15 protein-coding genes, 1 tRNA gene, 1 other RNA gene and 1 other annotated feature are annotated in these 15205 nt (G+C 36.3%); of the genes, 13 read left to right on the top strand and 4 right to left on the bottom strand.

Features of this window, described 5'->3' with window-relative positions; translation table 11 throughout:
* Positions 1-243: 243 nt before the first annotated feature.
* Entirely contained in the window at positions 244-1182 is a 939-nt protein-coding gene (locus tag CWO92_RS24030) for a YaaC family protein (protein WP_235851671.1), read from the bottom strand.
* 111 nt (positions 1183-1293) lie between these two features.
* On the opposite strand from CWO92_RS24030, the gene guaB reads away from it, so the two are divergent.
* From guaB to CWO92_RS24000, 6 genes are all read left to right on the top strand, one after another.
* The gene (guaB, locus tag CWO92_RS24025) at positions 1294-2760 is read left to right on the top strand and encodes an IMP dehydrogenase (protein ID WP_101356711.1); all 1467 of its coding nucleotides are present in this window, start codon (positions 1294-1296) and stop codon (positions 2758-2760) included.
* Positions 2761-2989: 229 nt separating this feature from the next.
* Positions 2990-4297, top strand: a complete 1308-nt coding sequence (locus CWO92_RS24020) for a serine hydrolase (protein ID WP_101356713.1) — start codon at positions 2990-2992, stop codon at positions 4295-4297.
* Positions 4298-4423: 126 nt separating this feature from the next.
* Positions 4424-5305, top strand: a complete 882-nt coding sequence (pdxS, locus tag CWO92_RS24015; RefSeq protein ID WP_101356710.1) for a pyridoxal 5'-phosphate synthase lyase subunit PdxS — start codon at positions 4424-4426, stop codon at positions 5303-5305.
* A gap of 14 nt (positions 5306-5319) precedes the next feature.
* Positions 5320-5904: a pyridoxal 5'-phosphate synthase glutaminase subunit PdxT gene (pdxT, locus tag CWO92_RS24010; protein ID WP_101356709.1), complete on the top strand. Its 585-nt coding sequence runs from the start codon at positions 5320-5322 to the stop codon at positions 5902-5904.
* 50 nt (positions 5905-5954) lie between these two features.
* Positions 5955-6176 (top strand) — a binding site (T-box leader).
* Between the two features lie 49 nt (positions 6177-6225).
* Positions 6226-7506 (top strand): serine--tRNA ligase, encoded by a 1281-nt coding sequence (gene serS, locus CWO92_RS24005; protein WP_101356708.1) that lies wholly within the window; start codon positions 6226-6228, stop codon positions 7504-7506.
* A gap of 99 nt (positions 7507-7605) precedes the next feature.
* Positions 7606-7682: transfer RNA gene (locus CWO92_RS24000), tRNA-OTHER, on the top strand.
* A gap of 140 nt (positions 7683-7822) precedes the next feature.
* Here CWO92_RS24000 and CWO92_RS23995 read toward each other — a convergent pair.
* From CWO92_RS23995 to CWO92_RS23985, 3 genes are all read right to left on the bottom strand, one after another.
* On the bottom strand, positions 7823-8491 hold the full coding sequence (locus tag CWO92_RS23995) for a deoxynucleoside kinase (RefSeq protein ID WP_101356707.1): 669 nt from the start codon (positions 8489-8491) through the stop codon (positions 7823-7825).
* Positions 8475-9128: a deoxynucleoside kinase gene (locus CWO92_RS23990; protein ID WP_101356706.1), complete on the bottom strand. Its 654-nt coding sequence runs from the start codon at positions 9126-9128 to the stop codon at positions 8475-8477. Before CWO92_RS23990 ends, CWO92_RS23995 begins: the two co-directional genes overlap by 17 nt.
* A gap of 149 nt (positions 9129-9277) precedes the next feature.
* A complete protein-coding gene (locus tag CWO92_RS23985; protein WP_101356705.1) occupies positions 9278-10564 on the bottom strand; it encodes a glycosyl hydrolase family 18 protein in 1287 nt (428 codons plus the stop codon).
* A gap of 180 nt (positions 10565-10744) precedes the next feature.
* On the opposite strand from CWO92_RS23985, the gene tadA reads away from it, so the two are divergent.
* The 7 genes from tadA (at position 10745) to CWO92_RS23950 (ending at position 14995) form a co-directional block, all read left to right on the top strand.
* Positions 10745-11242, top strand: a complete 498-nt coding sequence (tadA, locus tag CWO92_RS23980; RefSeq protein WP_101356704.1) for a tRNA adenosine(34) deaminase TadA — start codon at positions 10745-10747, stop codon at positions 11240-11242.
* Between the two features lie 88 nt (positions 11243-11330).
* Positions 11331-11595, top strand: an RNA gene (gene ffs, locus CWO92_RS23975) — signal recognition particle sRNA large type.
* Positions 11596-11766: 171 nt separating this feature from the next.
* On the top strand, positions 11767-13455 hold the full coding sequence (dnaX, locus tag CWO92_RS23970; protein ID WP_101356703.1) for a DNA polymerase III subunit gamma/tau: 1689 nt from the start codon (positions 11767-11769) through the stop codon (positions 13453-13455).
* A 21-nt stretch (positions 13456-13476) separates the two neighbouring features.
* Entirely contained in the window at positions 13477-13794 is a 318-nt protein-coding gene (locus CWO92_RS23965) for a YbaB/EbfC family nucleoid-associated protein (protein ID WP_055741654.1), read from the top strand.
* Between the two features lie 12 nt (positions 13795-13806).
* The gene (recR, locus tag CWO92_RS23960; RefSeq protein WP_101356702.1) at positions 13807-14403 is read left to right on the top strand and encodes a recombination mediator RecR; all 597 of its coding nucleotides are present in this window, start codon (positions 13807-13809) and stop codon (positions 14401-14403) included.
* Between the two features lie 15 nt (positions 14404-14418).
* Positions 14419-14634, top strand: coding sequence for a YaaL family protein (locus tag CWO92_RS23955; protein WP_101356701.1), 216 nt, complete (start codon positions 14419-14421; stop codon positions 14632-14634).
* A 94-nt stretch (positions 14635-14728) separates the two neighbouring features.
* Complete coding sequence (locus CWO92_RS23950; protein WP_101356700.1) at positions 14729-14995, top strand: pro-sigmaK processing inhibitor BofA family protein; 267 nt, start codon at positions 14729-14731, stop codon at positions 14993-14995.
* The last annotated feature ends 210 nt before the right edge of the window (positions 14996-15205 follow it).

Raw genomic sequence — 15205 nt, 5'->3', positions numbered from 1 at the left:
CCCCCTGCAAGAGTAGGACGTTGCCAGGCAATGGATAAAAGCCACAGATATTCATCTGTGGCTTTTTTATATTTTAATATTAAATGCAAAGTGTTGAAAAGCTGGATTAATCGATTATTCGCGGATAAAGTAAAAACCCGGCGAGTACTCTAAAATCGAGACTTCTCTTATATCAACTTCTTAACGATGACATATGCCTGTATCATTGTATATTGTGATCTGCTGCATTAATCGTGTTTGCTTTTATTTATTTAAAAGGAATTGATGAACTAAATATGGTGTCTTATACATAGAGATAGATAAAAACTTACCAATAATAGGAAAATCATTTGTTGGTGTAGTTTTTAAAAGCTCCGACCACCACTCTGTTTCGTATCGTGCAATCATACTCAGATTATATAAAAGCAAATAATAAATACTTAATTCTGGAATCATTCCTAAGATGTTTTTCTCAACTGGAAGGCAATAGCTTTTCTTATCGACATTATATCGAAAGGGAAGAGGAAGTGCTTTATTGCAAGTAAAATAAATATTGTCTTTTGTAGGTTCCTCCCATAGAATCTTAGAGTTACTTCTTACATCAATATACTCCTTGAATGAATTAAATGTTTTATGATAATAATCTAAAATTGTAATTGGTAAGCAATATGTATTGTCATGTTTATATACATCAATAAAGTTTGTAATTTGAAACAATTTAAGGCAATCATCAAGCTCCGGTAATTGAGATAAAAGATCTTTCATGGAAAATTTCTCCCCATCTAAATGTTCCACGTGAAACATTTTCTTAGAGAAATGTGTGAATAAACCAAGTCTTTGGACTTTAACTTCATCATAAATGAATTGATATTGTCGTTTTTTCTTTTTTCTAGACGTAACACCATGTGCCAATACAGAAGTTGTTTCAGGATAATTCGGATCAACTGTTAGAAGACACGCCTTAATTAGATGAACAAGACCATAAAAGAGTAATACTGGTTTAATAGCAAGTGGAGACATCTCTGCCTGATGGTAATATAGCTTTCCGTGTTCCAAATAATACATAAATGTATAGCAGTTATCATACCCCATTTTACAAGCATCTATATTACTTGGTACTTTCTTGTAGCGCATATTTAAATATTCTTGCGTGTAGGCTGCAGATTGAAAATAATCTAATTGCTCCCATATTTTTGATTCCAAATGCAGAACCTCCAAATTGTTAGAAAAATGGAACATATTCTGATGTACTTGACAGTAGTTTATCCAATTGATAACCTACTAATAATATTTTTGGGTACAGGAGGGAAAATTATGTGGGAAACAAAATTTGCAAAAGAAGGCTTAACCTTTGATGATGTCTTATTGGTTCCAGCAAAATCTGAAGTATTACCAAAGGACGTAAACCTAAGTGTATCGCTGACAGAAACGCTGCAGTTAAATATGCCAATTATTAGTGCAGGTATGGATACTGTAACAGAAGCAGAAATGGCAATTTCGATGGCAAGACAAGGCGGACTTGGAATCATTCATAAAAACATGAGTATCGAACAACAGGCAGAACAAGTAGATAAGGTAAAGCGCTCGGAAAGTGGCGTTATTACGGATCCTTTCTTTTTAACTCCTGAGCATCAAGTTTTTTCCGCAGAACATTTAATGGGTAAGTATAGAATTTCCGGTGTACCTATAGTAAACAATGAAGAAGAGCAGAAATTAGTAGGTATTATTACAAACCGTGATCTTCGCTTTATTCAAGATTTCTCTATCCCAATTTCAGATGTAATGACAAAAGAAAATCTAGTCACAGCTCCTGTCGGTACTACGTTGAAAGAAGCTGAAAGTATCCTTCAAAAACGCAAAATTGAAAAGCTTCCACTTGTCGATAACAACGGAGTTCTTAAAGGGTTAATCACTATCAAAGATATTGAAAAAGTTATTGAATTTCCTAATTCTTCAAAGGACAAACACGGAAGGCTATTGGTTGGTGCGGCAGTTGGTGTAACAAAAGATACATTAAAAAGAGTGGAACACCTTGTAAATGCAAATGTTGATGTCATTGTAATTGATACTGCACATGGCCATTCCTTCGGTGTTATTGAAACTGTAAAACAAATAAGATCTGCATATCCAGATTTAAATATCATTGCTGGTAATGTTGCAACTGCTGAAGCTACACGTGAATTGTTCAACGCTGGTGCAGATGTGGTAAAAGTTGGTATCGGACCAGGTTCCATTTGTACCACAAGGGTAGTCGCAGGGGTAGGTGTTCCTCAAATCACTGCCATTTATGACTGTGCTACAGAAGCACGTAAACAAGGTAAAGCTATCATTGCAGATGGCGGTATTAAATATTCAGGTGATATTGTAAAAGCATTGGCTGCTGGCGGACATGCTGTTATGCTTGGAAGCTTACTAGCAGGTACAACGGAAAGTCCTGGTGAAACAGAAATTTTCCAAGGTCGACGTTTTAAAGTATATCGTGGAATGGGTTCCGTTGCTGCAATGGAACAAGGATCAAAAGACCGCTATTTTCAGGAAGATGCGAAGAAATTTGTTCCAGAAGGCATTGAAGGAAGAATTCCATATAAAGGATCAGTTGAGGAAGTTGTTTACCAATTACTAGGAGGTTTGCGTTCTGGAATGGGATATTGTGGGTCGAAGGATTTAGAAGCTCTTCGTGAAAAAGCACAATTCATTCGCATGACTGGGGCTGGATTGAGAGAAAGCCATCCACATGACGTACAAATTACCAAAGAGGCACCAAATTACTCATTGTCATAATTTGTTCATAAATTAAGAATTATAATATAAAAAATGGTAGAATCCTGTATTAAAGAAATGGAATTCTACCATTTTTTGTTTTACTTAGGTATATCCTCCGTCTACTCAATAGATTAGAACTATGTTACAATAACGAAAGTGTATAGTTCATCGTGATGGAGGGTTATGAGTGAAAGATAAAAAATGGCTAAACAAGTATATTGCCGGAGCACTGGCTTTTATTTTAATAATGAGTATGTTCCAATTACCAAAAAGTGCTTTTGCGGCTGATGATGTATTAGATGTGCATGCTAACGGTGCTATTGCAATCGAAGCAAGTACTGGAAAAGTTTTATATGCAAAAAATGCAGATACTGCATTGGGTATTGCATCCATGTCAAAAATGATGACTGAATATATTTTATTAGAATCTATTAAAGAGGGAAAAGTTAAGTGGGATCAAGAATATACACCAAGCGATTATGTAGTTAAAATTTCCCATAATACTAGTCTTTCAAATGTGCCTTTAAGAAAAGATATGAAGTACAAAATTATTGACTTATATCATGCTATGGCAATATATTCTGCAAATGCAGCAACTATAGCTATTGCTGAAACGATTGCAGGTTCCGAAACAAATTTTGTAAAGATGATGAATGAAAAAGCAAAGGAATTAGGATTAAAGGATTACAAATTTGTAAACTGCACGGGCTTAAATAACTCGGATTTACAAGGTATGTATCCTAAAAAATTTGGTGGACCAACTGATGAAAATGTAATGTCTGCAAGAGCAGCAGCGAAACTTGCCTTTCATTTAGTGAATGATTATCCTGAAATGTTAAAAACATCGAGTATTCCAAAAATGGTCTTCCATGCTGGACCTGGTGAAGATATTAATATGCAGAATTGGAACTGGATGCTTCCAACTTTAGTATATGGTTCTAAAGATAATGGAGTTGATGGTTTGAAAACGGGTACCACTGATTTTGCTGGATCCTGTTTTACAGGAACTGCTATGCGTAATGGGATGCGAGTAATCACTGTCGTTTTAAATGCCACTGACAGTAAAGGAAAAAGTACTAAAAGTTCAAGATTCGACGAAACAAAGAAATTGATGGATTATGCATTTAGTAATTTTACCGTTAAGGAAGTATATCCTAAAAACTACCAAATTACTAAACATAAAACCTTACCAGTATTAAAGGGGAAAGAAAAGAGCGTAAAGCTTGAAACAAAAGAGCCACTTCGTTTAGTTGTTCAAAATGGTGAGGATAAAGCTTATAATCCTGTTTTAGAGTTGAATAAGAAAAAGCTTGATAAAGATGGCAATCTGCTGGCCCCTGTGAAAAAGAATGAAGTAGTAGGAAAACTTGTAGCAGAGTATAAAGGTTCAAAGGATTATGGATATTTATATGGTCAGAAATCTGCTAGTGTTGATGTTGTGACAGCAAATAATGTTGATAAAGCAAATTGGTTTGTTTTAATGATGAGAGGCATTGGTCACTTTTTTGCAAATATTTGGGGCGGAGTGACATCAACCGTTAAAGGATGGTTCTAAAGATAATATTATAGGAGCAAAGTATTTTTAAAGACACCTTCTTGACAAGGTGTCTTTTTTGCTGTTTATTTAATCTTAGGAACTTAATAGGAATTTAAAATCTTTCATAAAAAAGGGGTAGTGCTCGTGAAAACAGGTACTGATAGAGTAAAACGCGGCATGGCAGAAATGCAAAAAGGCGGCGTTATTATGGATGTAATAAATGCGGAACAGGCAAAAATTGCAGAAGATGCTGGAGCAGTCGCTGTTATGGCATTAGAGCGCGTTCCTTCAGATATTCGCAAAGCTGGTGGGGTAGCAAGAATGGCCGATCCGCGAATTGTGGAAGAGGTAATGAACGCCGTTACAATCCCTGTAATGGCAAAAGCAAGAATTGGCCATATTGTGGAAGCACGAGTTCTTGAAGCGATGGGTGTTGATTATATTGATGAAAGTGAAGTATTAACACCAGCTGATGAAGAGTTTCATCTTAACAAGAAAGAATATACTGTTCCATTTGTTTGTGGTTGTAGAGATCTTGGAGAGGCCGCTCGTCGTATTGGGGAAGGGGCTTCGATGTTGCGTACTAAGGGAGAGCCAGGAACAGGGAATATAGTAGAAGCAGTTAGACATATTAGAAAAGTAAATGCACAGGTTAGAAAAGTAGTTAACATGAATGAAGATGAATTAATGACAGAAGCTAAACTATTAGGAGCTCCATATGAAGTACTGCTAGAAATCAAAAAGCATGGTAGATTGCCTGTAGTAAATTTTGCTGCTGGAGGGGTTGCAACACCAGCTGATGCGGCATTGATGATGCAGTTGGGCGCAGATGGTGTCTTTGTTGGTTCTGGTATATTCAAATCAGATAATCCTGCGAAGTTTGCTAGAGCTATTGTAGAGGCGACTACACATTATCAAGATTATGAGCTCATTGCAAACATTTCTAAAAATCTTGGAACAGCCATGAAGGGAATTGAAATTTCTTCATTAGCGCCAGAATCTCGTATGCAAGAGCGTGGCTGGTAAGGAGTATCGTAATAATGGTCAAAATCGGTGTGCTGGGCCTTCAAGGGGCTGTCAGCGAACATATTAAGGCAATAGAAAAGTGTGATGCTACAGCCGTTGTAGTAAAGCATAAGGAAGAACTAGAAGAGCTAGACGGGTTGATTTTACCAGGCGGAGAAAGTACAACGATGCGAAAACTTATCGACAAGTATGATTTTTTAGATGAGTTAAAGCATTTTGCTGCGCTGGGTAAACCAATGTTCGGTACATGTGCGGGTTTAATATTAATGGCAAAGTCTATTGTAGGCTATGATCAACCACATATTGGTGTGTTAGATGTAAAGGTTGAAAGAAATTCCTTTGGACGGCAAAAGGAAAGCTTTGAAACAGACTTAGATATTCTTGGAATTGCGGATAAATTCCCGGCTGTATTTATTAGGGCCCCACATATTGTAGAGGCAGGAGAAAATGTTGAAGTACTGGCAAAACATGAAGGAAGAATAGTAGCAGCTCAAGAGGGACCGTTTTTAGGATGTTCCTTCCATCCTGAATTAACGGATGATACTAGACTAACAGAGTATTTTGTTCATATGGTAAAGAAATCAAAGGAAAATGCATAAAAGCAGTTGCATTTAGGTAAAATTTGTAGTAAATTATCATTTAAAATCAGCTTAAAGCATTGACAGGAAGTAGTAACAAATTATTCTTTTATTAGAGAGTCGGTGGTTGGTGCGAACCGATAAAGATAATTTGCGAATCCATCCTTGAGTGAAGTACTGAATGTTTTAGACTAGTAAGTACTTTCGGTTAGCGCCGTTATCGATTAAAGTGGAAAGCTACTTATTATTAGCTTTCAATTTGGGTGGCAACGCGGGTAACTCTCGTCCCTTTATTGGGGATGGGAGTTTTTTGTTTTCTATTAATAATTAGGAGGAGATAATATGCTTGATATTAAGTATTTAAGGGCAAATTTGGATGAAGTAAAGGAAAAGTTACAACATCGTGGAGAAGATTTAACCGACTTTGAAAAATTTGAGGATCTGGATAAGAGAAGACGGGAATTGATTGTTGTAACAGAGGACTTAAAAAGCAGACGAAATGAAGTAAGCCAAAAAATAGCACAAATGAAAAGGGAAAAGCAAAATGCTGACGAGCAAATCGCTCAAATGCGTGAGGTTGGAGATAAAATAAAACAATATGATGACGAATTGCGACAGGTAGAAGAAGACTTGAATCGTATTCTACTATCTATTCCTAATATTCCTCACGAAAGTACTCCGGTTGGGGAATCTGAAGATGATAATGTTGAAATCCGTAAATGGGGGGAAGTAAGAGACTTTAATTTCGAAGCTAAACCACATTGGGATATTGCAACCGATTTGAACATTTTAGATTTTGAGCGTGCCGCTAAAGTAACTGGGAGCCGTTTTGTATTTTATAAAGGATTAGGTGCAAGATTGGAACGTGCATTATTTAACTTTATGCTAGATTTGCATGTTGAGGAGCATGGTTATGAAGAAGTATTGCCGCCTTATATGGTAAATCGTGCAAGTATGACAGGAACAGGCCAATTGCCAAAGTTTGAAGAAGATGCATTTTTAATAGAGAGTGAAGATTATTTCCTAATTCCTACAGCTGAGGTCCCTGTGACAAATTTACATCGAGATGAAATTTTAGACGGAGATAAACTTCCTATTAGCTATGCCGCATTTAGCGCATGTTTTCGTTCTGAGGCAGGTTCTGCAGGAAGAGATACAAGAGGGCTTATTCGCCAACATCAATTTAATAAAGTGGAATTGGTGAAGTTTGTAAAACCAGAGAATTCTTATGAAGAACTTGAAAAATTGACAGGTCATGCGGAGAAAGTACTCCAGTTACTAGGGTTGCCTTATCGTGTCTTAAGTATGTGTACCGCGGATTTAGGATTTACCGCCGCTAAAAAATATGATATTGAAGTATGGATTCCAAGCTATAATGCTTATCGTGAGATCTCATCTTGCAGCAACTTTGAGGCCTTCCAGGCACGAAGAGCAAATATTCGTTTCCGCAGAGAAGTAAATGCAAAACCAGAGCATGTTCATACTCTTAATGGGTCTGGATTAGCTATTGGACGCACCGTTGCAGCGATTTTAGAAAATTACCAACAAGAGGATGGCAGTGTTGTCATACCGGAGGTTCTACGACCATATATGAGAAATGTGGATGTAATAAAGGCAAAATAATTATTATAAAAATGAATCTCTCGCAAAAAAGAAGAGCGGGAGATTCAAAATTGTGTTGACAAGTAGTCTTTTATTTGTTAAAGTATTACTTGTCGATATGGAGGAATACCCAAGTCCNTTGAAAACCGACAGGCGGGTTAAACCGCGCGGGGGTTCGAATCCCTCTTCCTCCGCCATATTGAATTTATAACACACGCATAAGTTATTGGAGATTGAGATTCGTTACATAAATTGTAACGAATTTTTTGTTTTATAAAATAAACGAAGTCGCCTTTTAAATTGGCGACTTCATTTTTGTATTATTATTAAAATTTTTTTACTTTCTTAATAGCTGTGTTTGTTTAAGAAAGTAGCTTATTCTTTCAATAATTGGTTCAATACTAGTTTCATTATTAAGCAAATCGTAATCATTAATGTTGAGGCGCAAAACAGGACATGCATTGAAGGTATTTATCCAATCTTCATAACGTTTATGCATTTCTACCCAGTAATCAATCGGCGTCTTTTGTTCCATGGGTCTACCGCGCTTTTGAATTCTTTCTAACACATCATCAATGGATCCATCTAAATAAATTAATAAGTCCGGATGAGGAAAATAAGGTGTCATTACCATAGCATCAAATAAATTTTTATATGTCTCATAATCAATCTCAGACATATTGCCTTTTTCATAATGCATCTTAGCAAATATTCCTGTATCTTCATATATGGAGCGGTCCTGAACAAATCCTCCGCCATATTCAAAAATACGCTTTTGTTCTTTAAAACGCTCTCCTAAAAAGTAGATTTGTAAATGAAAGCTCCATCTTTTGAAATCATTATAAAATTTATCCAAATAAGGATTAGAATCTACCTTTTCAAAGGATGTACGGAAGTTTAAGGCATTGGCTAAAGATTTCGTCATGGTTGATTTTCCTACTCCAACAGTTCCAGCGATGGTAATTACTGTATTGCTAGGAATACTATATTTACTGCGTAGTTCCATAACACTGTTCTCCTTTTTGTAAAGTTAAGGATAATTGCTCTAATATATATTGAAGATCCGTTTCGTATTGGATAAAGTCTAGGTCGTCTCCATTAAATCGCAGTACGGGGATGTTTGGATGAGTACGTTCAAAGTTATCCATAAAAAGGTCATAGTCTGCAGATAATTGTTTTAAATAATCCGCGCTTATATTTTTTTCGAAATCTCTGCCCCGCATTTTAATTCTTTTTAAAACAGTATCTAAGCTAGCATTTAAGTATATAACTAAATTAGGCTGAGGCATATCTTTCGTTAAAATATTGTATATTTGTAGGTATTTTTGATATTGCTCTTTTTTTAACGTCCTTTTGGCGAATATAAGGTTTTTAAAAATATGATAATCAGACACAACTGGCTTGTTCTTCTGGAGATAATGAATATTAATATCCTCAAGCTGCTTGTAACGATTACAAAGGAAAAACATCTCTAGCTGGAAACTCCATTCTTCTATGTTATCGTAGAATTTTTCAAGAAATGGATTTTCATCTACAATTTCTTTCAAAAGATGATAATGAAAATGGGTCGAAATAGCTTTTGCGAGAGAGGTTTTGCCTATGCCAATTGGTCCTTCAACCGTTATGAACGGTAGAGTTTCCATTTATTGTCCTCCTCAAATCATTTATCTATAAGAAAAAAGGAATAAAAACGTCATAAAAAACACACTAATACATATTTTAGCACATGTTAAATAGCAGTGGTACGGGAATATAATTCTAAAAAAATAAACTCCCTTATTTACGAAGGGAGTCATTTTTTCTCAACATTGAAATTATCTACTATTAAAATCCAATTTTGTGGAAACGATAATCCTAATTTCCAATAGCTCATTCCTCTAAGATTTAATTCCTTAAGTAAGTTAAATTTTGCTTGAATGGACCGTGCATCTTCAAACCAAACTTTATGCTTCTTACCGGCTTCGTCCACATAGTCAATATTTGGAGCTTGTGAATCAGTATCATAATTAATTGGAACATTGTGAGCGGCAGCAATTTGAATTGCCTGTTGAGGGCTTATTGCCTTGGCAATATCCTTACCTGCAGTAAAAGGTAGTGTCCAGTCATAGCCATAGAGATTCTGTCCCATAAGAATTTTCTTTGAAGGGATTTCCTTCACTGCATAATCCAATACTTTCCTAACAGGAGCTATCGGAGATACCGCCATAGGAGGACCGCCACTGTATCCCCATTCATATGTCATGATTACAACAAAGTCTACAATCTCACCATGTGCTTTATAGTCATGTGCCTCATACCATCGTCCTTTTTGGGTAGAACTTGTTTTAGGTGCTAATGCAGTGGATAAAAACCAACCTTCTTTGGAAAAACGAGCTTTAGATTTTCGCAAAAATTGATTATAGGCATCTTTATCTTGGGGGCGTAGATATTCAAAATCAATATGAATATCGCGGAATCCATATTTTTTTGCAGTGGAAACAATATTGTTTAAAAATGTATTTTGAATAGACTGATCATTTAATAAAAGTCTTCCTAACTCATCGCTAAATTGCCCTTTTTCTTGATTATTTATAGCCATAACTAGAACATTTCTATTTCTCTTCGCAATTTCTGGCAAATTACCTAAAGGAGGTGCTATTAGAGATCCATCACGGTTTACACGAAAGGCAAAAGGTGACAGATAGGTTAAGTATGGTGCTGCTTCACGTGAGCTTATTTCCAAGGCATTAGAAACTGTATTACCAAACGGTTCTACATATGCATTAAACTCTGCATTCACTTTTCTTTGCTGTGGTATATATAACTTCATTCCAATCTGTAATGGTTGATTGACAGAAATACCATTTATTCTAGCAAGTTCAGCGGTAGCAATCTGGAATCTGCGGGAAATGGAGGTAATGCTATCACCACGTTGCACCCAATAAAAACTGCCGTAAATCGGGATTACTAATGCTTGCCCCACTACTAAACGGTCTGGGTTAGGGAGCTCATTAGCAGATATAAGCTCATTTACTGAAACTTGATATAGTCTCGCAATACCCGTAACCGTTTCATTTGGTTTGACCACATGTATTTGCAATGCAACCCCTCCTTTATTTAAAATAAATTATGTAAGAAATTTTTAATTTAAGTACCCTTAATCATTCTATGTTTACTAAGAAAAAAATGTTATGTTTTTGTGCGAAGACTTTAAACCCTTTATAGAGTTTAATATTAGATATAATGAGAAGTATTGTATAAAGAACAGAGGTTATAAAAAATGACTTTAGATGATGAACATTTCATGAGACTTGCTTTAGAGGAAGCAAAAAAGGCAGCAACAAAAAATGAAGTCCCTATTGGTGCAGTTATTGTTCTGGACAATGAGGTAGTGGCTACTGCCTATAATCTTCGGGAAACGACACAAAATGCTATTACTCATGCGGAAATATTGGCTATTCAAGAAGCATGCAATCATGTTGGTTCATGGCGGTTGGAGAATGCTGTTCTATATGTCACCTTAGAGCCATGTCCTATGTGCAGTGGTGCAATTATTCTTTCGCGAATTAAAAGGGTTGTATATGGAGCACATGACCCTAAAGCAGGATGTGTCGGTAGTTTGATGAATTTGTTAGAGGATAATAGATTTAACCATCAATGTGAAGTAACCAGCGGTGTTTTAGCACAAGAATGTGGTGAAATGCTAAGTTCGTTCTTTCGGGAAATTCGCCAAAAAAGAAAGCATGAAAAGTTGAATGGAAGTCTGGGCAATAATTAACAACCTTCTACACATTGATTTTTTTTCTAAATACTAGTATACTTACTTTAGCGTTAAATTAACGCAACTTAATATGGTATCAACTTTGCCGTGCTAGGTGGGGAGGTAGCGGTGCCCTGTACCCGCAAACCGCTCTAGCGGGACTGAATCCCTTCTTGAGGCTAGTATCCTGTAGGGTCTGCCTTAAGTAAGTGGCGTTGACGCTTGGGTCCTGCGCAATGGAAATCCATGAACCATGTCAGGTCCGGAAGGAAGCAGCATTAAGTGGACTCTTCCATGTGCCGCAGGGCAGCCTGAGCTGAGCTAACTGCTTAAGTAACGCTTATGGGAACTAGTCGAGGGAAGGTGCACGGCAGTTACTATTACATACTAACTCATCCGAATCGGATGGGTTTTTTGTATTATTCTAAAATAGTTTCCCTTTATAAATGGGAAATTACAATCGTATAATGTATAATAGGGAAAAGTAATATTATACGAACATAAATGCAATAAAATTCACTTGAAAAGAAGGTGGGAGGGACATGGCGTATCAAGCGTTATATAGAGTGTGGAGACCGCAATCGTTTGAAGATGTTGCGGGACAAGAGCATGTTACGAAGACACTTCAGAATGCCCTCCTGCAGCAAAAAATTTCACATGCTTATTTATTCTCTGGTCCAAGAGGAACTGGTAAAACAAGTGCTGCCAAAATTTTGGCTAAAGCAATAAATTGCGAAAAGGCACCTGTAGCAGAGCCTTGTAATGAATGTGCGGCTTGCCGTGGTATAACGGATGGATCTATTCCCGATGTTATAGAAATAGATGCAGCATCCAATAATGGAGTTGAAGAAATAAGGGATATCCGTGACAAGGTGAAATTTGCGCCTAATGCTGTTTCTTATAAGGTCTATATTATCGATGAGGTTCATATGCTTTCCATTGGAGCCTTTAATGCGCTTTTAAAAACATTGGAAGAGCCCCCTCAGCATGTCATTTTTATTTTGGCTACGACAGAACCACATAAGATACCTTTAACTATTATATCGAGATGTCAACGTTTTGATTTTAAAAGGATTACAGCAAAAGATATTATTAAGAGAATGGTGCATATTGCAAATGGCTCTGGGATACATTTTGAGGAAAAGGCTTTTGAAATTATTGCACGTGCAGCAGAGGGTGGACTCAGGGATGCTCTAAGCTTGCTTGATCAAGCAGTCTCATTCAGTGATGAAGTGATTACAGTGAATGATGCGTTAACTGTAACGGGTGCTATTTCTCAAGAGTATCTAAATCAATTAGCATTATCAATACATGAAAATAATATCGCTCTTGCCTTGAAAACGTTAGAGGATCTATTATACCAGGGAAAAGACCCAACGAGATTTATCGAGGATTTAATTCTTTATTTTCGAGATATGCTCTTATATAAGACGGCCCCAAATCTTGAGGAGTCTATCGAGCGTGTAATGGTAGACACTGATTTCCAAAACCTTTCACAAAACATAACCAATGAGCAAATTTATGAATACATTGATATATTAAATAAGACGCAACAAGAAATGAAATTTTCCAATATAGCAAAAATGTATATTGAAGTTGCTCTAATAAGGTTATGTGAGTCAAGGGTAGCGTCTTCACCTCAAAATGAAGATGTTCAAAATTTGTTGGGTAAAATCGAGAGCCTTGAAAGGGAGATAAAAGGATTAAAAGAACGTGGTGTATCAGCCTCAACAGAAGAAAAGCCGCAAGTTGCAAAAAGATCTCCCCGTACTGGGAAAGGATACAAAGTACAAACTGGAAGAATTCATGATATATTAAAAGGGGCAACTAAGCAGGATTTGCAACTCATCAAAAGCCGCTGGGGCGATATGCTGGAAATGCTAAATAATCGTCAAATGCGATCCCAAGCAGCATTGCTAAATGAGGCAGAACCTGTTGCAGCTTCGAATAATGCGTTTGTACTAAAATTCAAATATGAAATTCATTGTCAGATGGCAATGGAAAACAATAAATTTATAGAAGCTATCTCTTCCATTCTTCAGGAAGTTACAGGAATCGGCTATCAAACTGTCGGTGTTCCTGAGAATCAATGGAATGAACTAAGGGAAGAGTTTTTAAAAAATAATAATATGGATTCATCTGACCATTCACATGAAGAAGGGGAAGAGGATCCCATTATTGCAGAAGCTAAGAAATTAGTTGGTATAGATTTAATGGAAATACAAGATTAAAGAAATTGGAGGACGATAAAAATGCGTGGTATGGGTAATATGCAAAATATGATGAAGCAAATGCAAAAAATGCAAAAGAAAATGGCAGAAGCGCAAGAACAATTAGGTGAACAGCGTATTGAAGGCACTGCAGGCGGCGGAATGGTTTCAGTAATTGTTTCCGGGCATAAGGAAGTATTGGAAGTAAATATTAAAGAAGAAGTTGTAGACCCTGAAGATATTGAAATGCTTCAAGATCTTGTTTTAGCTGCTACAAATGATGCGTTGAAAAAGGCTGATGAACTTACAAATCAAACAATGGGACAATTTACAAAGGGATTAAATTTACCGGGCTTTTAAGGGGAATTAAAAATGCATTATCCTGAACCGATTACAAAGCTCATGGATAGCTTTATGAAACTGCCAGGGATTGGCCCAAAGACGGCTTCAAGACTGGCGTTTTTTGTGTTAACCATGAAAGAAGATGTTGTGCTTGACTTTGCAAAGGCACTTGTAGATGCGAAACGCAATTTAGGCTATTGCTCTGTTTGCGGCCACATAACAGACCAAGATCCTTGTTATATCTGCACTGATCAAAGAAGGGATAGAAGTATTATTTGTGTAGTGCAAGATCCTAAGGATGTTATAGCAATGGAAAAAATGAAAGAGTTTAATGGATTATATCATGTTTTACATGGAGCAATCTCTCCGATGGATGGGATTGGTCCTGAGGATATTAATGTTCCTGATTTATTGAAAAGGCTCCAAGATGAAACAGTTCAAGAAGTAATATTAGCTACAAATCCGAATATTGAAGGAGAAGCAACCGCAATGTATATTTCCAGATTGTTGAAACCATCTGGTATTAAAATTACTCGTATTGCCCATGGTTTACCTGTTGGTGGAGACTTAGAGTATGCGGATGAAGTTACTTTATCTAAGGCGCTTGAAGGAAGAAGAGAAGTTTAAGCGGGGTGAGTTCTCTTGTTTGGACGCAAACAAAAGCTAAGGGAAGAATATGATCAAAAACTGATCGACTTAATGTCAACTGCAAGAAAAGATTGGTTACATCAAAAATCTTTAGTTGATATGAGCTTTGAATACGATGAGGAGCTTAATTATTATAAGCTGACCGCAGAAGCAAAATATTTTTTTCTATTTAGAGAAGCTAAAGAACGAAATTTAAGAATAAAAATATAGAATCCCCATTATTATTTCTGTATGAATGTTCTTTTTGGACAATCTGTTCATAAAATGAATAGTACTAAACGTGCAGAAATAGGGAGTGGGAAATTTGAATCCGGTTATCGTTGTATCCATTATTATTGTTGTTATTTTGTTATTGCTCGTAGCAGGAACATGGGGGAAACCAGTGAAATGGTTGGGCCAATTGTTTATAAAGTTTATCATAGGTGCAGTATTTCTATTCTTTTTAAATTCAATTGGGAGCCATTATGGCATACATGTTCCTATCAATCTAATCACAACAGCTATATCTGGTTTGTTAGGAATCCCAGGAGTAATAGGATTAACCATTATTCAAACGTGGATTTTACATTAAAAATTCCTCTTCGGAGGAATTTTTAATGTTTTCTATTGACATAGGATATAATAGATGATAATATATAAAACGTCGCTGAAATACTTCATTTGAAACAAAAAGAAAAAGTATTTGACAAAAAGAACCCGATGTGATATTATATAAAAGTTGCTTCATAATTAATGGAATGCAACAAATGAGATTGATCTTTGAAAACTAAACAGAACAAAA

It is taken from the genome of Heyndrickxia camelliae, from assembly GCF_002844575.1.
Taxonomy (GTDB): Bacteria; Bacillota; Bacilli; order Bacillales; family Bacillaceae_C; genus Margalitia; species Margalitia camelliae.
The sequence above is the reverse complement of the archived record's forward strand: the minus strand, read 5'-3'. Positions and strand labels throughout refer to the sequence as shown.

What these genes read in the sequence shown, in the direction of transcription:
- guaB (WP_101356711.1), top strand. Translation starts at nt 1,294, where the DNA reads ATGTGGGAAACAAAATTTGCAAAAGAAGGCTTAACCTTTGATGATGTC.
- CWO92_RS24020 (WP_101356713.1), top strand. Translation starts at nt 2,990, where the DNA reads ATGAGTATGTTCCAATTACCAAAAAGTGCTTTTGCGGCTGATGATGTA.
- pdxT (WP_101356709.1), top strand. Translation starts at nt 5,320, where the DNA reads ATGGTCAAAATCGGTGTGCTGGGCCTTCAAGGGGCTGTCAGCGAACAT.
- serS (WP_101356708.1), top strand. Translation starts at nt 6,226, where the DNA reads ATGCTTGATATTAAGTATTTAAGGGCAAATTTGGATGAAGTAAAGGAA.
- CWO92_RS23995 (WP_101356707.1), bottom strand. Translation starts at nt 8,491, where the DNA reads ATGGAACTACGCAGTAAATATAGTATTCCTAGCAATACAGTAATTACC.
- CWO92_RS23990 (WP_101356706.1), bottom strand. Translation starts at nt 9,128, where the DNA reads ATGGAAACTCTACCGTTCATAACGGTTGAAGGACCAATTGGCATAGGC.
- tadA (WP_101356704.1), top strand. Translation starts at nt 10,745, where the DNA reads ATGACTTTAGATGATGAACATTTCATGAGACTTGCTTTAGAGGAAGCA.
- dnaX (WP_101356703.1), top strand. Translation starts at nt 11,767, where the DNA reads ATGGCGTATCAAGCGTTATATAGAGTGTGGAGACCGCAATCGTTTGAA.
- CWO92_RS23965 (WP_055741654.1), top strand. Translation starts at nt 13,477, where the DNA reads ATGCGTGGTATGGGTAATATGCAAAATATGATGAAGCAAATGCAAAAA.
- recR (WP_101356702.1), top strand. Translation starts at nt 13,807, where the DNA reads ATGCATTATCCTGAACCGATTACAAAGCTCATGGATAGCTTTATGAAA.